Origin of the sequence: uncultured Lacinutrix sp., from assembly GCF_947500605.1 — a bacterium.
In the GTDB taxonomy this organism is placed as follows: domain Bacteria; phylum Bacteroidota; class Bacteroidia; order Flavobacteriales; family Flavobacteriaceae; genus Lacinutrix.
This window is the reverse complement of sequence record NZ_CANMSJ010000009.1, coordinates 97,940-121,390: the sequence shown is the minus strand read 5'-3', so window position 1 is coordinate 121,390 and position 23,451 is coordinate 97,940. Positions and strand designations below refer to the sequence as shown.

The window sequence follows — 23,451 nt, the reverse complement described above, 5'->3', positions numbered from 1 at the left end:
TTGTATTGAGAATGTTTTATGCTTTGCGATGCAATTTTTCGTTACTTAAAATTACTCGATGTGACATTTTATTTACTCATTTTTATTAATCGTTCAAGACTCGCTTTTGCTCTTCCGCTTTCTAAACTTTCTTTAGCAAGTTGAAAGCCGTCTTGGTGCGAAATATTATTAACTGTAGCAATTGCTAATCCTGCATTAGCACAAACAACATTGTTTTGGGCTTCGGTTCCTTTTCCTTTAATAATACTTTTAAAAATTTTTGTAGCTTCTTTTACAGATGAGCCTCCAAAAATTTCTGATTGTTCTATTTGTTGCACGTTTAAATCTGAAGGATCCAACATAGATTCAGAAGTGTTAGAAATTATTTTGGTTTTTCCTGTTAAAGAAATTTCATCATAACCATCTAGCGCATGAACGATACTATAGTTTTTATCTGTGTTTTGGTATAAATAGCCGTATAATCTCTGCAATTCTAGGTTAAAAACACCTACCATTTGGTTCTTTGGAAATGAAGGGTTTACCATAGGTCCCAACATATTAAAAAAGGTTTTAACACCTAGTTCTTTACGTATGGGAGCAACATGTTTCATTGCAGGATGAAATAAAGGTGCATGTAACACGCATATTCCAGCTTGATCTAAAGCGTATTTTAAATAATCTGATTTATTTGAAAAATGAATTCCTAAAGCTTCCATTACATTAGATGAACCTGAAGCAGATGATACACCATAATTTCCATGTTTAGCAACTTTTACACCTGCTCCCGCAGTTACAAAAGAAGATAAAGTAGAGATGTTAAAGGTGTCTTTTCCATCGCCTCCAGTGCCACATAAATCTATGGCATTAAAATCGGATAAATTTACTGGAATACATAACTCTAAAAGGGCATCGCGAAAGCCTTGAAGCTCTTCTAGTGTAATGCTACGCATCATAAAAACGGTTAGAAACGATGCTATTTGGCTTTGGTTATATTTACCTTCAGAAATATTAACCAATACATTTCTTGCTTCTTCACTAGAAATATTCTCATGGTTTATTAACCTACTTAATATCTCTTTCATGTTCACTTCTCGTGTAAGTGGTGCTTTATTAACGATATTTCTTTTCTCTCTAATCATTCCTGTTCTTAATAATTACTGATTAACCCAGTTTTTTAAAATCTGTTTCCCATTAGGTGTTAAAACACTTTCTGGATGGTATTGTACACCTTTTACATCGTAAAACCGATGTCTTAACGACATTATTTGTCCGTTGTCATCAAAAGAAGTGGCTTCTAATTCTTCTGGTAAATTAGCGTTTACAACCCAAGAATGGTATCTACCAACCTCAATACTTTTACCCATGTCTTTAAATAAAGGCTCATTATCTACTGTAATTTCAACTTTAGTTGTCACACCATGAAAAACAGAATCTAAATTTACTAAACTTCCTCCAAAAACTTCTGCTATTGCTTGTTGCCCTAAACAAACTCCAAGAATACTTTTAGTTGGTGCATATTGTTTAATAATAGCTTTTAGTAAACCTGCTTCTTCTGGAATTCCTGGTCCTGGTGATAGTACTATTTTATCGAATGCATCAACTTCTTCTAGTGTTAATTTATCGTTACGTTTTACGGTTACTTCGCAATCTAAGTCTTCTAAATAGTGGACTAGGTTGTAGGTAAAACTATCGTAGTTGTCTATTACTAATACTTTTTTCATATTAAATTTCTTTTGCTAACTCAATAGCATTTGTCAACGCTCCTAATTTATTATACACTTCTTGTAATTCGCTTTCTGGATTAGATCTAGAAACTAAACCGGCTCCTGCTTGCCAATGCAATTCGTGATTTTTACTTAAGAATGTTCGTATCATAATAGCGTGATTGTAGTTGCCATTAAAATCCATAAAACCAATAGCTCCACCATAAAAAGCACGACTGGTTTTTTCGTATTTTTCAATAAGCTGCATCGCATTATGTTTGGGTGCGCCACTTAATGTTCCTGCCGGAAAGGTGTCTGCGACTACTTGCATTGTAGGTGTATTGTCGTGTATTTTACCTGTAACCTTACTTACTAAGTGAATAACATGAGAGAAAAATTGTGCTTCTCTGTAGGTTTCTACTTTTACTTGACTTCCATGTCTACTTAAATCGTTTCTAGCCAAATCAACAAGCATTACATGTTCTGAGTTTTCTTTTTCGTCTGCTGCTAGTTGTTTTGCTAGCTCGGCATCTTTTTCATCGTTTCCAGTACGTTTAAACGTTCCTGCAATAGGATGAATTTCGGCTATACCTTCACTTACTACTAATTGTGCTTCTGGTGAACTTCCAAATATTTTAAAATCTCCATAATCGAAATAGAATAAATATGGAGAAGGATTAATGCTTCGTAAAGCACGGTAAACATTAAATTCATCTCCTTTAAATTTTTGAGAGAATTTTTTTGAAAGCACAAGCTGAAAAACATCACCTCTAGCACAGTGTTGTTTTGCTAATGCTACGTGTTCTTTGTATTCGTTATCTGTTAAGTTAGATTCAATTTCCGAATCTGTAGAAAATTCATAAGAAGCAAAATTGGTAGACTTTATTAAATGTAATATTTCGTCAATGTTACTAGCGTTATCATTAAAACAATGCGCAAAAATATAAGCTTCATTTTTAAAATGATTTATCGCAATAATATTTTGATAAACGGCATAATAAATATCTGGTATTTCTATAGAATCAGGTTTTTTTGAAATCTCGATATCTTCAAAATACTTAACAGCATCGTAAGAGGTGTAACCAAAAATTCCATTATTAATAAATTTAAAATCGTCATCGGAGTTTACCTTGAAACGTTGGGTGAACTTATGAATCATTTTGGGAACATCTTTAGTACGGTTTCTTAATACGCTACCATCTGGAAACTTTTGCTCAATAGTATCTCCCGACACTTTTATAGATGCAATAGGATTAAAACAGATGTAAGAAAAACTATTATCATTAGCATGATAGTCGCTACTTTCTAATAAGATGCTATTCGGAAATTTATCGCGAATTTTTAAATAAATGCTTACAGGTGTAATAGTATCTGCAAGAATTTTTTTGTAATTGGTGTAAAGGCTAAAAGTCTTCATTTATGCTGAATTTGTTTCAGTATCTCAATTAATGAGATGTTATTTTTTTGTTTAACATTCTGAAAAATTTCAGAATAAAAAAAAGGCTTGTCGTGAGACAAGCCTTTTTGTATAGTTATATAAATAATACGTACAGGATTAGTTCACGAAGTTAAAGTTTCGAGAAGTCCACCACCAAGTATGATTTAATTTTGTTTTCATGTTTTATTTAAAAGACAAATATATAACTTGCTTGATAATAATCAAATTAATTTTAACGTAAATATTTGTTAAAAGAGGTTTATATCTACTTTTCTGTTATTATTTTTATAAAATGAAGTTATATCTAGTATTATTAATCGTCTGTTTTTCTGCTTGTAAGCAAAAGGACGTTGCAAAAGTTAAAGCAGAACCAATTACTAAAACCGAAGAAAGCAAGATAGAGGCAATAGATCTAACTGTTTATAATTTTAATGAGCTAGAACCGCTTTTAAATATAAAGGACGATAAAATATATGTTATTAATTTTTGGGCAACTTGGTGTGCGCCTTGTATTAAAGAGTTACCGTATTTTGAAACTTTAAATAAAGAGTATAAGTCTAAAAATGTAGAAGTGATATTGGTGAGTTTAGATTTCCCAAAACAGTATGACACTAAATTGAAGCCTTTTATTGTTAAGCATAAATTAGAGTCAAAAATTGTGGTATTAGACGATGTCGATTCTAATACATGGATTCCAAAAGTAGATAAGGATTGGTCTGGCGCTATACCAACAACAATTATTTATAACAAAAATAAAAGGGCTTTTTATGAAAAGTCGTTTGACTTAGAGGAATTAAAAATAGAATTAAATAAATTTTTAAATTAAGATAAAATGAAAAAAGTTGTAAAATTAATGCTGCTAGTAGCAGTAGTCTTTGGTGCTTGGTCTTTTACTACTACAGACAAGTTAATGGATAACGGTTATAAAATAGGTGATGTTGTTGCAGATTTTAAATTAGAAAACATAGATGGTAAAATGGTATCTATGGCAGATTTTAAAGAAGCCAAAGGATTTATAATTACGTTTACATGCAATACGTGTCCTTATGCTGTTGCTTATGAAGATAGAGTAGAAGCGTTAAACAAAATGTATGCATCAAAAGGTTATCCTGTAATTGCTATAATGCCTAATAATGTTGAGGTAAAGCCTGGAGATAATATGGAAGCTATGCAAGAACGTGCTAAAGAAAAAGGATTTACTTTTCCTTATTTAATGGATAAAGGTCAGCTTGTGTATCCTAAGTTTGGAGCAACAAAAACACCACACATGTATGTAGTTGAAAAAACAAAAAAAGGAAATGTTGTTAAATACATTGGTGCAATAGACGATAATTACCAAGATGCTGATGCTGTAAAAAATAAATATGTTGAAGCAGCAGTAAATGCTTTGTTGAAAGGTCAAGAGGTTGAGGTCAAGGAAACTAAAGCAATTGGCTGCTCGATTAAAGTATAATTTATACTTATATTATATAAAATATAACCTGGAGCTGTAACACTTCAGGTTTTTTTACGTCTATATCTTAAAGAAAAGTTAATTTCATTAACTTTGCACTTTAAAAAATAACAATGGCAGATTTATCACAAGAGCAATGGGCTCAACAATTAAAAGCAGACGATAATGCTTTTTTATTAGATGTAAGAACAGAAGAAGAGGTTGCAGAAGGTTATATACCAAATGCAAAAAATCTTAATATATTTAAAGGTCAAGCCTTTGTCTATGAATTAGAAGCACTAGATAAAAATAAAAATTATTATGTGTATTGTAGATCTGGAGGAAGAAGCGGACAGGCTTGTGCGCTAATGAATCAAATGGGATTTGAAAACGCCTATAATTTAGTTGGCGGAATCTCAGAATGGACTGGCGATATTAAAAAATAGAACGGTAATTAAAATATAATTTTCCGTCTACGCGGAAATATAAAACCATAAGCAATGAAAAAGTCTACTATAATAATCGTGTTAGCTTTAATGATAAGTGTATTTAGTTGTTCTACTAAAGATAAAAGTAGTATTACTACAGTTTCGGTTGAGGAAATGCAAACGTTAATGGCTCTTGAAAATGTGCAATTAGTTGATGTTAGAACACCAATAGAACACAAAGTAGGACATATTGCGAATTCTCAAAATATAGACTATAACTCACCTACTTTTGATGACGATATTACAAAACTAGATAAAGATAAGCCAGTGATTTTATATTGCCAAAAAGGTGGTAGAAGTGCTAAATGTGCTGATAAGTTATTAGAAGCAGGTTTTAAGAAGATATTCGATTTAAAAGGTGGTTTTTCAGAATGGGAACACGTAGATTTAAAACTTAATCTTTAAAAGAATAAAGTTAAAAGAAAAGCCTCAAAAGATATTTTTTTTTGAGGCTTTTCTTTTTAATAAAAGATGATCTTATTTTCCGAATAAGTGTATTTCTGTAAATGTTTTATCAATAGAGAATGATTGATTGCCATTAGTCTTTACATGATTTAAATCAATTTCTACATTATCTACTTGTAAAGATGTAATTGTAAAAGGTAAATTATGAAACACAAGATTAAATTTGGTGTAACCTGCATTAAAGTCTCCTTGTTTATGTTGTTGTAAAATTAGTTCTTCTTTTTTACCAGTGAGTTTAAAAGTACGCAAACTGAATCTTCCTTTTTTATAATCATAACCATCATGAGCATCATCATACAGTTTTGAAGATTCTTTACCTTCTTTGTAGTAGATGTCTAATGTAATTTCGTCAAACTCTTTTTCGCCAACATATTGCTGTACTGGGTATTTAGGTATCACGGCTCCTTCTTTAATAAACATTGGCATACTATCTAAATCTGCATCTACCCAATATTCTTTTCCACCTTCAATAACTTCATCTGTCCAGAAATTATACCATTTCCCTTTAGGAATATACATTCTTCTTCCTTTAGCATTTGGTTCTAAAATTGGGCAAACTAAAATCTGTTCTCCATAAACAAACTCATCACTTCTATAATGTGTAGCTGTATCTTCTTGGTCGTATAGCACTAATGATTTTAGAATTGGTGTTCCGTCTGTAAGATACTGCCAAAAAGCAGTGTATAAATAGGGGAGTAATTGGTATCTAATTTCTACAAATTTTCTAACAATATCTGTTATTTCATCACCAAAAACCCATGGTTCTTGATCACCATGATCTCCAGAAGAGTGTACTCTACAGAAGGCATGAAAAACACCTAGTTGAATCCATCGAGCAAATAGCTCTCCTTGCGGTTGCTCTGCAAAACCTCCAATATCACTTCCTGCAAAAGAAAAGCCAGACATGGCCATTCTTTGGGCTTGATTATTGGCAATAGCTAAATGTTCCCAGGTTGCAACGTTATCTCCCATCCAAGTAGAAGTATAGCGTTGTGCGCCAGAATATGCAGATCTTGTTATAACAAAAGGCCTTTTTGGATAGGCGTATTTTTTTAAACCATGATAGGTTGCACGTGCCATTTGTGTGCCATAAATATTGTGTGCTTTTCTGTGCGAACAAGGATTACCATCGTAATCATGTCGAACATCGTTTGGAAACGATTTGTTAGGAACATCCATTACTGCAGGTTCGTTCATGTCGTTCCACACACCTTTTACACCAATATCTTCAATTAATTCTTTAAATAAGCCAGACCACCATTCTCTAACTTCTGGTTTAGTATAATCTGGGAAATAACATTCTCCAGGCCATACTTTACCTTTCATGTAAGGTCCATCTGCTCGTTTACAGAAATAATCTTTATCTAATCCTTCTTTAAAAACAGAATAATCTAAATCTATTTTAATACCTGGATCTATAATTACTACGGTTTTAAAACCATCGTCTTCTAGTTCCTTGACCATTCTTTTTGGGTCTGGAAATAGTTTTTTGTCCCAAGTAAAACAACGAAAGCCATCCATGTAATCGATATCTAAATAGATAGCGTCGCAAGGAATTTTTAAATCTCTAAAAGTTTTAGTAACTTCTTTTACGTTAGCTTCTGGATAATAACTCCATTTACATTGGTGAAAACCTAAAGCCCATAAAGGCGGCAGTGTATGTGGCTTACCGGTTAAATCGGTATAGTTTTTAACAACATCTTCCATTTTTGGTCCGTAGATAAAATAATAATTCATTTCACCTCCTTGAGCCCAAAAACTAGTTACATTTCTTCTTTCGTGTGCAAAGTCGAAATATGTTTTAAAGGTATTGTCAAAAAATATACCGTAAGATTTGTTGTTTTGTATCGCTGTATAAAATGGAATAGCTTTGTATATAGGATCTGTGTTTTTTCCAAAAGCGTAAGAGTCTGTAGCCCAATTTTCAAAACGTTTACCTTTTAAATTGACATCTACAGGTTTATCGCCTAAGCCGTAAAAACTTTCCGCTTTTTGACAAGCCTTACTCATTTTTACAATATCTCCACCATACTCATAACTTTCTTCCCAGTGAAAACCAATTTCATCTTCATTAATTAGTTTATTGTCGATAGCATCAAATAAACTGACTTGCAAACTTAGTTTTTCAACCTTGCAAATTAATTTTGAAGTAGTAATAGTATAGTGTGTTTCATCTTCGGTTATGTTTAAAAAACTATAACCTCTACTTGCGTGTATGGTAACTCCGTAAGAAAAATCGTTTTCAAATTTACCAGTTGTACTGTATCTAAATCTAATTACACTATCTCTTACAACGGTTACTTGTAATACAACTCCATTTTTTGTGGAAAAATGTAATGTATCTACATCTTTCTCGTAGTTTATAATTTCTGAAGGAAATAAGTTTCCTTTTTGTTCTAACTCTATATTAACTATCATGAAATTGATGTTTAGGTATACAAAAAAACGTAAAAGTTATCACAATAAAAACAATATTAATGACGACTTACTAACGCAAACGTTGTAATTGTATTATTCTTAAAATAAGGCTTTTATATTATGAATATTTTAGTGTAATCATTGCTAATGGAGGCAATGTAACTTCTGTTGAATGTGTTCTAGAGTGCCATTTTTTTGCTTCGGAAGTTATAGTTGTATTATTAAAATCTCCTGAGCCAAAATACTGTTTATCATCACTATTAAATATTTGCTTTAATGTTCCTTTTTTAGGTAAACCAATTCGATAGTTTTCTCTAGGCTGAGGTGTCATATTACAAACAATAATAAGATTGTCTTTTGGTTTGTTTCCTTTTCTAATGTATACAAGAACAGAGTTTTCGGCATCGTTATAATCTATCCACTCGAAACCATCCTTCGAAAATTGCTTTTGCGAAAGTGCGGGCTCCGTTTTGTATAATAGATTTAAGTCTCTAATTAGGTTTTTAATACCTATGTGTGGTTTGTATTCTAGTAAATGCCAATCTAAGCTCTCTTGGAAATTCCATTCTTCACCTTGTGCAAATTCATTGCCTTGAAATAATAATTTAGTTCCTGGATGTGTAAACATATAACTATACATTGTACGTAAATTGGCGAATTTTTGCCATTCGTCACCAGGCATTTTATTGAGAATAGACTTTTTACCATAAACGACTTCGTCATGACTTAACGGAAGCATAAAGTTTTCGGTAAAAGCATAGGTCATACTAAAAGTTAAATCATTTTGATGGTGTTTTCTATAGACCGGTTCTTTAGCAAAATAATCTAATGTATCGTGCATCCAGCCCATCATCCATTTCATACCAAAGCCTAAACCACCTAAAAATACAGGTTTAGAAACACCTGGAAAAGAAGTGGATTCTTCGGCAATGGTTTGTACATCTGGAAACTCGCCGTAAACAGCTTCGTTTAGTTCTTTCATAAATGCAATGGCATCTAAGTTTTCACGTCCGCCATAAATATTTGGTTCCCATTCGCCTTCATTTCTAGAATAGTCTAAAAATAACATTGAGGCTACGGCATCTACTCTTATAGCATCTGCATGGTATTGATCGAACCAATAAAAAGCATTACTAATTAAAAAAGATTTGACTTCGTTACGGCCATAATTAAAAATTAAACTTTTCCAATCAGGGTGGTAGCCTTTGCGTTTATCTGGGTGTTCATATAAACAAGTACCGTCAAAAAAACCAAGTCCGTGAGCGTCTTCTGGAAAATGAGAAGGTACCCAATCTAAAATAATTCCAATATCGTTTTCATGAAAAGTATCTACAAGCAGTTTAAATTCTTCGGGATAACCAAATCTTGAAGTAGGAGCAAAGTAGCCTGTAATTTGGTAACCCCAACTAGGATTATAAGGAAATTCCATTATTGGCATAAACTCTACATGAGTAAAATTCATTTCCTTAACATAATCTACCAATTGGTCTGCAAGTTCTACGTAGCTTAAAAAACGATTTTCTTCAAGATGTTTTTTCCAAGAACCTAAATGAACTTCGTATACAGAATAAGGCGCATCTAAAGCATTGTGTTTTTTACGTTTTTTTAACCATTTTGAGTCTTTCCATTTGTAATTGTCTTCCCAAACAATAGATGCTGTTTTTGGAGGATGCTCGTTACGTTTAGCGTAAGGATCTGCCTTTTCTGTAATTACATTATTATGGTTACTTTCTATTTTGTATTTGTAGGTTGTTCCTTTTCCTACATTAGGTATGAAACCTTCCCAAATACCACTTTCATCCCAACGTACGTTAAGTTTGTGTTCGTTTTCTTTCCAAAAATTAAAATCTCCAATTACAGAAACTGATTTAGCGCTTGGAGCCCAAACAGCAAAGTAAGTGCCTTCTTCTCCATCTATGGTTGTAATATGCGATCCAAACTTTTCGTAGAGTTTGTAGTGTTTTCCGGATTTAAATAAATTAATATCAAAATCGGTAAAAAGACTGTGTGGTATAACTTTAGTCATATTTTATATTACAAATCCTTTAGGGATTGTAGCTCCTTTTTTTATAACAACAATGCCTTCTTTTACAACGTAGTTCTCTGTTTCAATATCTTCTAAATGAGATCCTCCATTTATTCTAACATCGTCACCAATACGAACATTTTTATCGATAATGGTATTTTTAATAAAGCATCTTTCGCCAATACCAATTAATATTTCGGTTTTGTCTTTATTAATTTCTTCTAGTGTTTCGTATTTATCATTACCCATCATGTAAGTGTTTATTACAGTGGATTCTTTACCAATTCGAGAACGAATACCAATTACCGATTTTTCAATCTTAGCTGCGTTAATCATACAACCTTCGGCAATTACGGCTTTGTCTAAAGCTGTACCATTAATTTTAGATGTTGGTAAAATACGTGCTCTAGTGTATATTCTTTTATGTTTGTCGTATAAATTAAACTTAGGAATATCATCTGTTAAACCTAAATTGGCTTCAAAAAATGAGTCGATATTTCCAATGTCTGTCCAATAACCTTCAAATTGATAACTTAATGTTTTGTGCTTGTCTATAGATTGAGGGATTATTTCTTTTCCAAAATCTATAGTATCAGGATTATCCATTAGTTCGAATAATAGTTCCTTATTAAAAATATAGATTCCCATTGATGCCAAATGGTTTTTACCTTGATTTTGCATTTCTTCGCTTGTAGCGGAAGTCCAATCTGGTAATAAACTAGCGTCAGGTTTCTCTATAAAAGATGTAACAACGTTTTTATCGTCTGTTTTTAATATTCCAAAAGAAGTAGCGTCTTTCTCATTTACAGGAATTGTAGCAATAGATATTTCTGCTTTAGCATCTATATGAGCTTTAATCATATCATTAAAATCCATTTGGTATAATTGATCGCCAGATAGAATTAATGCGTATTCAAAATCATGTCTTTTAAAATGATGCATACTCTGTCTTACCGCATCTGCAGTCCCTTGAAACCAACCTTTATTATCAGGAGTTTGTTCTGCTGCTAAAACATCTACAAAAGCGGAACTAAAAAAACTAAAGTGAAAGGTGTTTTTAATATGTCTGTTTAGGGAAGCCGAATTAAATTGTGTTAAAACAAATATGCGTTTTATATCAGAATTTATACAATTAGAAATCGGGATGTCTACTAGTCTGTATTTTCCTGCAATTGGAACAGCTGGTTTAGATCTGCTCTCTGTTAATGGATATAGCCTAGAACCTTGGCCTCCTCCTAAAATGATACTTAAAACCTTGTCATTCACCATAGTTTAGTTGTTTAGAGATTTATATAATTCTATATATTTTTTTGCTGAATTGTCCCACGAGTGATCTATATTCATTATTTGTGTTTTTGTTTTTTTGAAGCTTGTTTCATCTTTATAAAAAGCAGATGCTCTTTTTATAGCTGTACAAATATCTTCTACAGTTGTGTTTTTGTGAGTAAAACCAAAACCATTGTCCTCAATGTCTATAATGGTATCTTTTAGACCCCCAATACTTCTAACTATAGGAATTGTTCCATAACGTAGCGAATACATTTGGTTTAAACCACAAGGTTCTACACGGGATGGCATTAAAAGGAAATCTGCTCCAGCGTAAACGTTATGAGATAGTTTTTCATCATAACCAATATGTGTATTGTAGTTTCCTATATGTTTTGTTTTTAAAGCTTCTAATTCGGCTTCCGTTTCTTTGTTTCCAGAACCTAATAGTAATATTGAAATGTCATTATCTTTTAATGCGATATCAAAAGCTTCAGGAAATAAATCGGATCCTTTCTCATGTACAAGTCTACCAATAAATGCGAATAAAGGTTTATTACTATCTAAATTAAAAGTATCGCAAAGCCATTTTTTATTCGCTTTTTTGCCGGCAACATTATTAGAAATAGAGTAGTGTTTAGTAATAAAAGGATCGGTTTCAGTGTTCCAAACATTGGTATCTATACCATTTAATATACCAACGCATTTTTTATGTTCGTCACTTAATAAAGATTCCAAACCATTTGCAGCACTTTTTAATTCTTCCATATAACTTGGAGAAACAGTGGTTACTTTCCAAGCGCATTTTATAGCAGCAGCTAATGGGTTTATAGAGTTGTCCCAATCTAATAATCCAACGTTTTCAAAATTAAATTCAGGAATTAAGTTTACTTTATCATGAGAAAACCAACCTTGATATTGTGCGTTGTGTATTGTGGTTACAGCAGGAATTTTATTTAAAGCTTCATATTTAAAACTTTCTTGAAGCATAAACGGAATGAGCCCGGTGTGATGATCATGACAATGTATGGTGTCTGGTTTTGTTTTTAAAGTTAATATCCAATCTAAAGCAGCGATTTGAAAAGCTAAAAAGCGATTAGAATCATCAAAAGAATAGATGTAATCTTTATATAGTAGCTCTGGTATGTCTATTAAGAATAAATCAAAGTCAAGTGATAAATCGATTGGTTTTAGTACTTTAAAAGTATAAATGTCTTCGCCTAAAACAATAGTGTTTTCATGTACGCTTTCAAATTCATGTTGTTGTGTAAAAGCAATATTGTAATAAGGCATAATAACACTAGATTCTTCACCTAACATGTTTTGATATTTAGGAAGGGCGCCCACAACATCTGCAAGACCACCAACTTTTGCTATTGGATAACATTCGGCACTAATGTGTATTATTTTCATGTAACTTTTTTTAACAGTTTCTAAAGTACTAATTAGTTTTCATTATTTTTAATTGTGCTAGTATTTTTATTGAAATGTTAACAATCAGTTAAATGACTATATTTTATGTATTAAAATTAGCAATAAAATGAATATGTGATAAGTTGTTTTTTTCTTGAATTAAGTTCAAATATATTTTTAGTAGTTGTGAATTATAATCTTGCTAGCTTTTAATAATTGTTATTAAAAGGCAATAATATATTTGTAATTTTGAGTTAGAATGATGTTATTTTAGCAAGGAGATTTATAGTTTTTATTGTTAATTATTGATTAACAACTCTTTCTTTTATTTATATGATTTTTTGTATCTTGTTGATATTCAGTAGTTGGTTGTCTTTTTTCTTCAACGAAACTTTTTGTTAAAAATTTGCACGCTACTTAAATATACTTATATTTGGTAAACCAATTTGGTAAACCAGTTTGTTTTATGCTTAATCATGTTATAATATAGCGCATTAAAATGCTTCTACAGCTCAGCTTTCTGCTTATGTAATTTATTATAATTTTTAAAGTTGGCATAAATTTTTTAAACCAATTATATAAGTTCTTTTTATGAAAAAAATAATTCTATTTTCTGTGTTAATCTTATTTATCGCTTGTGATAAAAAGCCGTTAGGGATCAATACTATTAAAGTCTCAGATGTTGAGGCACTAAACAATGCTATTAAAGATTCTAAACCTGGAGATAATATTATTTTAGCAAATGGTGTTTGGGAAGATGTTGAAATTAAATTTATTGGAGAAGGAACAGAAGACAGCCCAATAGTATTAAAAGCAGAAACAGAAGGAAGGGTTTTTATAGAAGGAGAGTCTAATTTAGAAATAAGTGGAAATTATTTAAAGGTTAATGGTTTGTTTTTTAGAAACGGACATTCTCCAACTCAAAACGTAATTGCTTTTAGAACAAGTGAAAGCAAAGTAGCTAACAATAGTAGTGTTTCAAACTGTGTGATTCTAGATTTTAATAATCTTGAACGTGATCAAGATAATCTTTGGGTGCAGTTTTATGGAAAGCACAATACATTAGAGCACTGTTATATTGCTGGTAAAACAAATGGAGGACCAACAGTTAGGGTGGACTTAAAAGGGAACCAAAGTATTAGAAATTACCATAAAATTGTAAATAATCATTTTGGACCTAGACCTAGAAAAGGTGGTGCAAGAGGAGAAACAATTCAATTAGGAAGTAGTTTTACTTCTATGTCACCAAGTAATACAACTATTGCAAATAACTTATTTGAAGAGTGTAATGGAGAGGTGGAAATTATTTCAAGTAAAACAAACTTTAATATTATTAAAAACAATGTGTTTTTTAAGAGTGAAGGTTCGGTAGTTACAAGGCATGGTAATTATTGCTCTATAGATGGAAACTATTTTATTGGTGATGGTGTTAACGAGCAATATGGAGGAATTAGAATTGTCAATACTGGACATTGGGTTACAAACAACTTGTTTTATAAATTAAAAGGAAAGAATTTTAGAAGCCCATTAGCAATAATGAACGGGATTCCTAAATCGCCATTAAACCGTTATAATCAAGTTACAGATGTTGTAGTTGCTTATAATACTTATGTAGATTCTAGTTCGCCTTGGCAATTTGGTGTAGGAACAAACATTGCGCAAGCTGATGTTTTGCCAAAATCTGAAATTCGTTCTGCAAGACCTTTAAGAACAGAGGTTGTAAATAATGTGATTTATAATTCTGTTGGAGATGCAAATCCTATTATTGAGCATGATAAGGCAGATGGTGTTACTTTTAAAAGTAATGTTATTTATAATAGCGGTGTAGAAATAACAAATGCGCATGGATTAATTTCTAAAGAATTAAGCTTAACAGAAATAGGTAAAGAGCTTTCTGTGCCAACTACAGGTTTCGATGATGTAGAGATCTATAAAGGATTCGATTTCGAAACAATTACTAATGATTTATTAGGAAACTCTAGAGAACAGTCTAATAAAATTGGAGCAATATTGAGTTCGGAGAATGTTAGTTTAGATCTTTTAAACAAAGATAAATATGGAGCAACTTGGTTTTCTAACGAAGTTGAAGAGAAAGAAGAAACAACTCACACAGTTACAAACACGGAAGAATTAGTAGTAAAACTAAAGACTGCAGAAAGTGGAGATGTTCTTAAGTTAAAAGAAGGTTCTTACGCTATTGCTCAACCGTTAATTATTAATAAAACTATAACTATTGAATCTGAAGGAGATGTTGAAATTCTATATAATGGAGAGAAAGAGACGCCTGCTTTTCAATTACATCCTTACGGAAAGTTAATACTAAATAAGATAAAGTTAAAAGGGACAGATACTCAATATGCCTTTGCTAGTTTAAAAAATAACATGTCTAATCATTTTGGGTTAGAAGTTTTAAATTCTGAAATAAGTAATTTCAACTACGCATTAAAAGTGTACAAGCAATCTTTTTCTGAAGAGATTACTTTTAAAAACACTTCAATATTAAATTGCGAAAACGGAATAGAATTATCTGAAGAAACAAACGATAGAGGAGATTATAATACAGAGTATTTAACCATCGATAATTGTACGTTTAATAACGTAAAGCAAAACGTGGTAGATTATTATAGAGGTGGGTACGATGAGTCTACAATTGGTGGAAATCTTCTAGTAACTAATAGTACATTTATTAATTGTGGTGCTAACGAGAAAAACAAAATCTTATTAAACCATAGAGGTATTGTAAATGTAAATATTTCTAAAAACACATTTAAAAATAATAAGGTTCAGTTTGTTTCTATTTTGTGGGGAGCAAAAAATAATATCGAGTCAGGAAATAGTTTAATGAGTTCAGGTAAAATAAAAACAGAAGAAAATTTAGTCATGAAACTAATGTACTAATTGTTTTTTAGACAAATAAGATAGAAGCAAAATTGAGTGCAGTCGAAAATGTACATAATAAATAAAATAGTATGAAATTTAAATTAGCAATAGTTATTCTTTTAGTGTTTAGTTTTTCTTGCAAAGAGAAAGAGACTGCTGTTGCAGACAATAAAAAGGAAATCTCTACATCTCAAGAGCATCCTAAGTTAATTCTTACTGCTCAAGGTGTTAAAGATATTAGAGCACAGTTGGGTAATGTTCCTATTTTCGATAAAACACTAGAAAAGGTTAAAGAAGAAATTGATGCTGAAATAGCTTTAGGGATAGAAACGCCAATACCATTAGATTATTCTGGAGGATACACACATGTGCGCCACAAACGTAATATGATTGTTTTGCAGAAAGCAGGTGTTTTGTATCAGATTTTAGATGACGAAAAGTATGCGAAATATGTAAAAGACATGTTAATGCAATACGAGGAAATGTACAAAACATTACCATTACACCCAAAAACAAGATCTTATGCTAGAGGTAAATTATTTTGGCAATGTTTAAACGATTCTAACTGGTTAGTGTATGTAAGTCAAGCTTACGATTGTGTTTATAATTATTTATCTGAAGAGGAACGCACGAAGCTAGAAGAAAATTTATTTAAACCATTCGCAGATCATATTTCAGTAGATAGCCCACAATTTTATCAAAGAGTACATAACCATAGTACTTGGGGAAATGCAGCTGTTGGTATGATTGGTTTAGTAATGGATGACCAAGAATTAATAGATCGTGCTTTGTACGGAATTAAAGATTTGAAATTAGATACTAAGGCGAAAGACGACGACGGAGGTTTTTTAAATAAAGATGGAAAAGCAGGTTTCTTAGCAAATATAGAAGAGCCTTTTTCTCCAGATGGTTATTATAACGAAGGGCCATATTACCAACGTTACGCTATGTATCCTTTTTTAATTTTTGCTGAAGGATTGCATAATGTAAAACCAGAACTAAAAATATTTGAATATAAAGATGGTGTTTTACTAAAATCAATAAATGCATTATTGAATTTATCTGATGCCGATGGAGATTTCTTTCCGCTTAACGATGGACAAAAAGGAATGTCTTATTACACAAGTGCATTAGTTACTGCAGTAGATATTTCTTATCATTTTGGAGGTCAAGATCCTGGTTTATTATCTATAGCATCAGCACAAGATCGAGTTTTATTAGACGATTCTGGTTTGGCAGTAGCGCTTGGTGTTAAAGATGGTAAAGCAGAACAGTTTAATAAAAAATCAATTAATCTTTCGGATGGACCAGAAGGAACACAAGGAGGTGTTGCTATATTAAGAAATAAAGATGTTGAGTTGGTTTTTAAATATGCAGCGCAAGGTTCTAGTCATGGTCATTACGATAAATTATCTTATTCGTTATACGAAAAAGGTGATGAGGTTATACAAGATTACGGTTTAGCAAGATTTGTAAACATAGAGCAAAAAGGTGGTGGAAATTACCTTAAGGAAAATAAAACTTGGGCAAAACAAACTATAGCACATAATACAGTAACACAAAATGAAACTTCTCATTTTACAGGAAAGTATGAAATAGGAAGTAAGCACCATTCAGTTTTAAATTATTTTTCTTCAGAGAATGAAGCTGTGCAAGTAGCGAGTGCAAAAGAGGATAATGCATATCCGGGTACAGAGATGTTACGTACAATGGCAATTATAAAAGATGAAGATTTTGAAAAACCATATGTGTTAGATATAATGAAGGTGACTTCAAATAAAGCAAATAAATATGATTTTCCTTATTACTTCTTAGGGCAAGTTGTGGAAACAAATTTTGATTATAAAGTACCTAAATCATTAACGACACTAGGAGACAAAAACGGATATCAACATTTATTTGTTGAAGGAACTGCCAAAGCTTCTAGCGATAATAGTAAATTATCATGGTTAAATAAAGGTAGGTTTTACACTTTAACATCTGTAACTAGTACTAATGATGAATTATTATTTACTAGAATTGGAGCTAACGATCCAGAATTTAACTTAAGACGTGAAGCTGCTTTAATGTTAAGACGAAAAAATACTAAAAACACACTTTTTGTTTCTGCGATAGAAGCGCATGGAAGTTATAGTCCTGTTACAGAATCTGCAATAAATTCAAATAGCGCTATAAAAGAATTAAAAGTTGTTTTGGATGAAGAAAAGTACACTGCAATTGAAATAATAAATGTAAACGGAAACACAAAGTTGTTTATAACTGTAAATGCAGATGCTTCAAAAGAAACGAAACATAATGTAAAAATTAATGATAAGAATTACGAATGGTCGGGTTCTTACTATTTTAAATAAAAACAAATAGAATAAAAATTATGAAAAGATTTAGTGAAAAGTATGTTATCACAAAGGATATGGAATGGGAAGAACTTGGAGGAGGAGTGTCAAGAAAATTCTTAGGTTACGATAACCAAATCATGATGGTAAGCGTAAAGTTTGATAAAGGAGCATTAGGTGCACCACATCAGCATTTTCATACACAAGCTACTTACTGTGTCTCAGGTAAATTTGAATTTGAAATTGATGGAGAAAAGAAAATTGTAGAAGCAGGTGATGGTGTTTACATCGAACCTAATTTATTGCACAGTGCAGTTTGTTTAGAAGCAGGTCAGTTAATTGATACGTTTAGTCCTGTAAGAGAAGATTTCTTAAGTGGAGATGCAGTGTCTTATTTTGGAGATAAGTCTTAATTAAAATTGATTAAAAACTTCTGATAATTAAAGCTTATTTGTTTAATTGTTGAGCTTTAGTATGGAGGTAGATTTTTAAATAAATATCTTTAATGCTATGTGTTAGGGGTTTATAGTAAAGTTGAAAAGCATTGTCTTTAAAGAGAAACATTGTTATTTTAACTTAATTATATGCTATTTTCACATTTATCATTTACGAAAACGTTGTATTTAACAAAATTTTATATATATTTGGTTGACCAGATTGGTAAACCAATATTATAAAACTGTTTTACAATAAAAAAAGAACAGCATTTATAGCTGTTCTTTTTTTTTGAAATACTATTTAATGGTAAATATTAACTAACTATCTAACCTTAATAATTAATAACTAATTATGAATTTAAAAGCTAAATCGGCAATTTTTGCGATACTCTTTATGTGTATATCTGCTTTTGCCCAAGAAAACTTAATCGTAAAAGGTCAAGTAATTTCGGCAATAGACAATATGCCACTTCCAGGTGTAAATGTAACTGTAGCCGGATCAAGTAATGGAACAAGTACAGATTTTGATGGAAATTATCAAATTAAAGTAAAAAAAGGAGAAGTACTTCATTTTTCTTTTATTGGTTTTGAAACTAAACTAATGCCAGTTATAACTGATGCAATTTTAAATGTTTCACTAGCAGAAGATGCTAATCAATTAGATGAAGTTGTTGTTGTTGCATATGGAGATCAAAAACAAAAAAATATAACAAGTGCTTTAACTAAAGTTTCTGCCAAGGATCTTAAAGATGTTGCAGTTTCTCGTGTGGAAGATGCACTTAAAGGAAAAGTAGCGGGTTTAAGAATACAAACAGTAGGTTCAGAAGCTGGTGGAGATTCTAAAATTACACTAAGAGGTCCTGGTTCTATTACCGGTTCTTCGTCACCTTTAATTGTTGTTGATGGTGTTGTTTTAGGAACAGATTCAGATATATTAGGTTCTATAGATAATAATAATATTGATTCTATTAGTGTTTTAAAGGATGCTTCTTCTGTAGCAATTTATGGGTCTCGTGGCGCAAACGGAGTAATTTTAGTAACACTTAAAAAAGGTGTTGCAGGTAAAACACAATTCTCATACAATGCATTTACAGGTGTTAGGTATTCTAATAAAAACGAAAATTTTAATACTTCTATTGCTCAAGAAAGAAGTAGATTAAATAGTTTGCAAAGTACAGTTAATGGTATCTCACCGGACAGTGAAAATTATAATAGAATTATTAACGATTACAATACAGCCTATGCAGAGTTAGAAGCTATGGACTTTATTGCATCATTAGGAGGTGGTGAAACTAATTGGCAAGATGAAGTTTTTGAAGGAGGTATTGTAAGAAGTCATTCTTTATCAGCAAGAGGAGGATCAGAACTAACAAGTTATACTGCATCTTTAGGTTACCTTGAAGACGAAGGTATTGCCATAACAGATAATTTTAAGAAATATAACGCTAGAATAAAAGTTGATAGCAAAACAAAAAACAAAAAGATAAAATTTGGAGGGAATTTACGTGTTAATTATAACGACCAAGATAAATTACCTGCAAGATTTACAGATCCATTAAGGCAATTAGGTCATATTCCATTATACTTAAACGAAGAACATTTAAAATATATTACTCAGTCAGATCCAGGAGATGCTGGATCTCAATTTGAAAACATTGGTGTAGGAAGCTATGGTTTTTCAAGAGCTTTTGATCATGTTTTTACAGTGGATCCTAATAATCCTAGAGCAATAGCTAGAGATCCTTCAACAGGACTTCCATTGGTTAGCCCTTTAACATCTGGTGGTTTAACTTTATCTACCACAAAAAATGTACATCCTTTGGTACATTTTCTTGAAAGATCTAGAGTAAAGCAAAAGCTAAGTTTAAATGCTTCTACTTATATGGATTTTAAATTAGCAAAAGGTCTTAGTTTTAGACAATCTTTTTCTGGAGTTATTAGACATAATAAAACTACCGAAAACGATTATTTATTGGGTCAAGAAAATAGAGAACAAGAATCGTATAGATTAGAAAGAAGAGATGAGTTAAATCAATATGCATTTGAATCTCTACTTAAATATGATAAAGACTTTGGAAAGCATAGTTTTAATTCAATCCTTGGATTTGAATATACACGCAGAGATTTTTCTGTTCAAGAATCAGAAGCTGTAGGTTTCACAGACGATTTTAATAATAATATTGCTATTGCAGACGGAGGAACTACATTTACAAATAATGGAACAGATAAATTGGTTTCATATTTTGGAAGAGTAAATTATAACTATAACGAAAAATACCTTTTACAACTATCTGCACGTACCGATGGTAGTACTCGATTTGGTTCAAATAGCAGATTTGGTTTCTTTCCAGCTGCTTCAGTTGGGTGGCTAATGTCTAGCGAGGAGTTCTTGTCATCTAGTGATTTTGTAACATTTTTAAAATTAAGAGCTAGTTATGGTATTTCAGGTTCTAACGAAATATCAAACAACATATTTGAATCTCTATATAGATTTGAAGAAACATTTAGTACTATTGGATACAATGGACAGACTGGTGTTAAGGGTGTAACTCTAGCAAATCAAGATTTAGGATGGGAAAAATTAGTAGAGTTTAATCCTGGAATAGATGTAACTTTTGGTAGAGGTCTTTTAGGTTTATCTCTAGATTACTACACAAGAACAAGTGAAGATTTAATTCTTTTTGCTCCGGTTCCAGCTAGTTATGGGACAGATAATTGGCTGCAAAATATAGGAGAAGTTAAAAATGAAGGTGTAGAGTTAGAATTGAATAGTAGAATATTCGCTAACGAAAAATCAAGATTAAACGTATCAGGGCAATTTTCTTTAAACAGAAATACTGTTCAGGATTTAGGTAATAATCAGCAAATTATTTCTAGAATTGATCAAGATACTAGGCCAACAGAGTTTATTGCAACTGTGGGACAACCAATAACTTCTTTTTATGGATGGGTTTATGAAAAAGAAATTCCATTAGAGTGGGTAGATAATCCTTTTAATAGATTTAATAACCAGTATGCAGATGTTTATGTTAAAGATTTAAATAATGATGGTGTTATTGATGATGAAGATAGAACAGAGTTAGGTAGTCCTTATCCAGATTTTACTTGGGGATTTAGTGCCGATTACGGAATTAAAGATTTTGACTTTTCTTTTCAATGGGAAGGATCTCATGGTGCTGAGGTAAGAGTTGCAGATTTAGATCAATTGTATTATGCTAGTGAATCAGCAGTTAACGAAGTAGCTAATTTTCCAGATGCAGATAAAACAGTTCACAGAAGGTTTACAGATGCTCATATACAAGACGCTTCTTATATTGCCTTAAGAAATTTGACTTTTGGTTATACACTGCCAGAATCATTTATAACTAGAAATAATCTTAATAAACTAAGATTTTATATAACAGGTGAAAATTTATTATTCTTTACAGCCAAAGGTTATGAAGGATTTAATCCTGAAGCTGCTGGGCAAACATCTAATAATGCTAACACTGCCTTAACATCAGGTTATCAAAGAGGAGATGGTCCTATAGTGAGAACAATTTCAGCAGGAGTTAACTTTCAATTTTAATTAATTATGAAAAATACATTTAAAAATATAATAGTTTGTTTTTCTGTTATGGCTTTATTAACAAGTTGTACAGAAGAACTAGATCTTAGTAACCCTACTGCGCTTTCAATAGAAGAGTTACTTCAAACAGAAAATGGATTTGAATTATTAGCAAATGGAGTTTTAGATGCTTATCAAAAGATTCCGGCTAACGAATTTTTACTAACTGAGTTAAGATCAGATAATGTAAGGGCTAATACAGAAAACGGAAATTTTGCTGCAATTAATGCCTACAATGTAGATCCTAATAATGGAGATGTAGCAACGTATTACTCTAATAATATGGCTTCTATTAAACATGCAAATACAATTATAGATAATCGTTTTTTAGCTCCAGAAAACCAGCAATATACAGTTGGTGAAGCTTATTTTATGAGAGGTTTATGTCATTTTAATTTGGTAAGAGCATATAAAAATGTGCCTTTTATAGATAAAGTTTTAGATATAACTAGTAATGAAGCTTTAAATTATCCTCAATTACCGGAAGCAGAAGTTTACGAGAAAATTATAGCCGATTTTAAAACATCAATAGCTTATTTAAATGGCGTAGAACAAAATAGATATCGCCCATCGGAAGGAGCAGCTATTTGTTTAGCGGCAAAAGCATATTTAAGTCAACCTAATCCTGATTTTACAGAAGCAGAATTATTGTTAGCTTCAGTTGTAGAAGGTAATACTTATAATTATAACTTATTATTTACTGAAAGAAGTCAAGCAGATCAGTTTGAGTTTAATGCTAATCCTTTAAATCCTTCTGAAGATCTTCTAACGGATGCCGAATACAATGCAAACCTAGTTATAGATTATGGTAATGTTTTTGGTAATGAAATATCTAGCGGTTATACAGACGGAGTACTTGATGGTTCTTGGTCAAATAATCCAGGACTTGAAATTAACGATGAGGTTATTTTTTCAATCGCATACGATTTGGTTAGTAGCGATAATTATACAACTAGTGATAGTGGTTTAGACGATCAAGTAGAAACGGACTCAGAGTCTCATAGTTTTGCGATGACCTTGCAAGGGCCATCTAATGGAGTAAATATTGCTTCACTTGACTTTTTAGATTTTATGAACCCAGAGTTACAACCAGTAAGGTTTTATGCTAGTATTGATGCATTATCTTACAATCCATCTGATATTACAAATGATACTTTTAATGCCAAATTTCCTACAGATGGTGAGATAGGGGATAACGACTGGATTGTATTAAGGTATGCAGATGTATTGTTGTTATATGCAGAGGCAATTTTGGGAGATAATGCTAGTACTACAGATTCAAGAGCTATTGATGCTTTTAATAAAGTTAGAGAGAGAGCAGGTCTTGAAGCTGTCGCTAATTTAACAAAACCACTATTATTGGCAGAAAGAAGAGTGGAGTTTGTATACGAAAACCAACGTTTATATGATTTAATAAGATTTGATCAGGTTGATGCTGTTTTAACAGAATTCTCTAATCAAAACAGTCTGTTTTATACAATAGAAAAGAAATATCTTCCTTTTCCGCAAAGAGAAATAGATAATTTACCTAATTTTTATACACAGAATCCTGGATACTAAAACCTA

General features: G+C 31.5%; 16 protein-coding genes. 9 read left to right on the top strand and 7 right to left on the bottom strand.

Features of this window, described 5'->3' with window-relative positions; translation table 11 throughout:
- Positions 1–68 precede the first annotated feature (68 nt).
- The 3 genes from trpD to Q0935_RS12875 form a co-directional block, all read right to left on the bottom strand.
- Positions 69–1,061: an anthranilate phosphoribosyltransferase gene (trpD, locus tag Q0935_RS12885; RefSeq protein ID WP_299253119.1), complete on the bottom strand. Its 993-nt coding sequence runs from the start codon at positions 1,059–1,061 to the stop codon at positions 69–71.
- 72 nt (positions 1,062–1,133) lie between these two features.
- Positions 1,134–1,700, bottom strand: coding sequence for an aminodeoxychorismate/anthranilate synthase component II (locus tag Q0935_RS12880; protein WP_299386864.1), 567 nt, complete (start codon positions 1,698–1,700; stop codon positions 1,134–1,136).
- Position 1,701: 1 nt separating this feature from the next.
- Complete coding sequence (locus Q0935_RS12875; protein WP_299386860.1) at positions 1,702–3,099, bottom strand: anthranilate synthase component I family protein; 1,398 nt, start codon at positions 3,097–3,099, stop codon at positions 1,702–1,704.
- Between the two features lie 313 nt (positions 3,100–3,412).
- Here Q0935_RS12875 and Q0935_RS12870 point away from each other — a divergent pair, with 313 nt between their 5' ends.
- From Q0935_RS12870 to Q0935_RS12855, 4 genes are all read left to right on the top strand, one after another.
- Positions 3,413–3,946 (top strand): TlpA disulfide reductase family protein, encoded by a 534-nt coding sequence (locus tag Q0935_RS12870; RefSeq protein WP_299386857.1) that lies wholly within the window; start codon positions 3,413–3,415, stop codon positions 3,944–3,946.
- Positions 3,947–3,952: 6 nt separating this feature from the next.
- Positions 3,953–4,573, top strand: coding sequence for a thioredoxin family protein (locus Q0935_RS12865; RefSeq protein WP_299386852.1), 621 nt, complete (start codon positions 3,953–3,955; stop codon positions 4,571–4,573).
- A gap of 113 nt (positions 4,574–4,686) precedes the next feature.
- Complete coding sequence (locus Q0935_RS12860) at positions 4,687–4,998, top strand: rhodanese-like domain-containing protein (RefSeq protein WP_299386848.1); 312 nt, start codon at positions 4,687–4,689, stop codon at positions 4,996–4,998.
- Positions 4,999–5,052: 54 nt separating this feature from the next.
- On the top strand, positions 5,053–5,445 hold the full coding sequence (locus tag Q0935_RS12855; protein ID WP_299386845.1) for a rhodanese-like domain-containing protein: 393 nt from the start codon (positions 5,053–5,055) through the stop codon (positions 5,443–5,445).
- 72 nt (positions 5,446–5,517) lie between these two features.
- On the opposite strand, the gene Q0935_RS12850 is transcribed toward Q0935_RS12855, so the two are convergent.
- The 4 genes from Q0935_RS12850 to Q0935_RS12835 all read right to left on the bottom strand — a co-directional run bounded on the left by Q0935_RS12850 (position 5,518) and on the right by Q0935_RS12835 (position 12,628).
- On the bottom strand, positions 5,518–7,923 hold the full coding sequence (locus Q0935_RS12850; RefSeq protein ID WP_299386841.1) for a glycoside hydrolase family 31 protein: 2,406 nt from the start codon (positions 7,921–7,923) through the stop codon (positions 5,518–5,520).
- Between the two features lie 118 nt (positions 7,924–8,041).
- Positions 8,042–9,949: a 1,4-alpha-glucan branching protein GlgB gene (gene glgB / locus Q0935_RS12845; RefSeq protein WP_299386838.1), complete on the bottom strand. Its 1,908-nt coding sequence runs from the start codon at positions 9,947–9,949 to the stop codon at positions 8,042–8,044.
- Between the two features lie 3 nt (positions 9,950–9,952).
- Positions 9,953–11,218: a glucose-1-phosphate adenylyltransferase gene (locus tag Q0935_RS12840; RefSeq protein WP_299386834.1), complete on the bottom strand. Its 1,266-nt coding sequence runs from the start codon at positions 11,216–11,218 to the stop codon at positions 9,953–9,955.
- 3 nt (positions 11,219–11,221) lie between these two features.
- Entirely contained in the window at positions 11,222–12,628 is a 1,407-nt protein-coding gene (locus tag Q0935_RS12835) for a glycogen synthase (protein ID WP_299386831.1), read from the bottom strand.
- Between the two features lie 591 nt (positions 12,629–13,219).
- Here Q0935_RS12835 and Q0935_RS12830 point away from each other — a divergent pair.
- The 5 genes from Q0935_RS12830 to Q0935_RS12810 all read left to right on the top strand — a co-directional run bounded on the left by Q0935_RS12830 (position 13,220) and on the right by Q0935_RS12810 (position 23,445).
- Positions 13,220–15,526, top strand: a complete 2,307-nt coding sequence (locus tag Q0935_RS12830; protein WP_299386828.1) for a chondroitinase-B domain-containing protein — start codon at positions 13,220–13,222, stop codon at positions 15,524–15,526.
- Positions 15,527–15,597: 71 nt separating this feature from the next.
- The gene (locus Q0935_RS12825) at positions 15,598–17,859 is read left to right on the top strand and encodes an alginate lyase family protein (protein ID WP_299386823.1); all 2,262 of its coding nucleotides are present in this window, start codon (positions 15,598–15,600) and stop codon (positions 17,857–17,859) included.
- A 20-nt stretch (positions 17,860–17,879) separates the two neighbouring features.
- Positions 17,880–18,254, top strand: coding sequence for a cupin domain-containing protein (locus Q0935_RS12820; protein ID WP_299252953.1), 375 nt, complete (start codon positions 17,880–17,882; stop codon positions 18,252–18,254).
- Positions 18,255–18,630: 376 nt separating this feature from the next.
- Positions 18,631–21,846, top strand: a complete 3,216-nt coding sequence (locus Q0935_RS12815) for a SusC/RagA family TonB-linked outer membrane protein (RefSeq protein ID WP_299386819.1) — start codon at positions 18,631–18,633, stop codon at positions 21,844–21,846.
- A 6-nt stretch (positions 21,847–21,852) separates the two neighbouring features.
- Positions 21,853–23,445: a RagB/SusD family nutrient uptake outer membrane protein gene (locus Q0935_RS12810; protein WP_299386815.1), complete on the top strand. Its 1,593-nt coding sequence runs from the start codon at positions 21,853–21,855 to the stop codon at positions 23,443–23,445.
- Positions 23,446–23,451 lie beyond the last annotated feature (6 nt).

Coding starts and splice junctions, on each gene's coding strand:
- Q0935_RS12875 (WP_299386860.1), bottom strand. CDS start 3,099: ATGAAGACTTTTAGCCTTTACACCAATTACAAAAAAATTCTTGCAGAT.
- Q0935_RS12860 (WP_299386848.1), top strand. CDS start 4,687: ATGGCAGATTTATCACAAGAGCAATGGGCTCAACAATTAAAAGCAGAC.
- Q0935_RS12835 (WP_299386831.1), bottom strand. CDS start 12,628: ATGAAAATAATACACATTAGTGCCGAATGTTATCCAATAGCAAAAGTT.
- Q0935_RS12870 (WP_299386857.1), top strand. CDS start 3,413: ATGAAGTTATATCTAGTATTATTAATCGTCTGTTTTTCTGCTTGTAAG.
- trpD (WP_299253119.1), bottom strand. CDS start 1,061: ATGAAAGAGATATTAAGTAGGTTAATAAACCATGAGAATATTTCTAGT.
- Q0935_RS12825 (WP_299386823.1), top strand. CDS start 15,598: ATGAAATTTAAATTAGCAATAGTTATTCTTTTAGTGTTTAGTTTTTCT.
- Q0935_RS12865 (WP_299386852.1), top strand. CDS start 3,953: ATGAAAAAAGTTGTAAAATTAATGCTGCTAGTAGCAGTAGTCTTTGGT.
- Q0935_RS12810 (WP_299386815.1), top strand. CDS start 21,853: ATGAAAAATACATTTAAAAATATAATAGTTTGTTTTTCTGTTATGGCT.
- Q0935_RS12880 (WP_299386864.1), bottom strand. CDS start 1,700: ATGAAAAAAGTATTAGTAATAGACAACTACGATAGTTTTACCTACAAC.
- Q0935_RS12850 (WP_299386841.1), bottom strand. CDS start 7,923: ATGATAGTTAATATAGAGTTAGAACAAAAAGGAAACTTATTTCCTTCA.
- Q0935_RS12855 (WP_299386845.1), top strand. CDS start 5,053: ATGAAAAAGTCTACTATAATAATCGTGTTAGCTTTAATGATAAGTGTA.
- glgB (WP_299386838.1), bottom strand. CDS start 9,949: ATGACTAAAGTTATACCACACAGTCTTTTTACCGATTTTGATATTAAT.
- Q0935_RS12840 (WP_299386834.1), bottom strand. CDS start 11,218: ATGGTGAATGACAAGGTTTTAAGTATCATTTTAGGAGGAGGCCAAGGT.
- Q0935_RS12820 (WP_299252953.1), top strand. CDS start 17,880: ATGAAAAGATTTAGTGAAAAGTATGTTATCACAAAGGATATGGAATGG.
- Q0935_RS12815 (WP_299386819.1), top strand. CDS start 18,631: ATGAATTTAAAAGCTAAATCGGCAATTTTTGCGATACTCTTTATGTGT.
- Q0935_RS12830 (WP_299386828.1), top strand. CDS start 13,220: ATGAAAAAAATAATTCTATTTTCTGTGTTAATCTTATTTATCGCTTGT.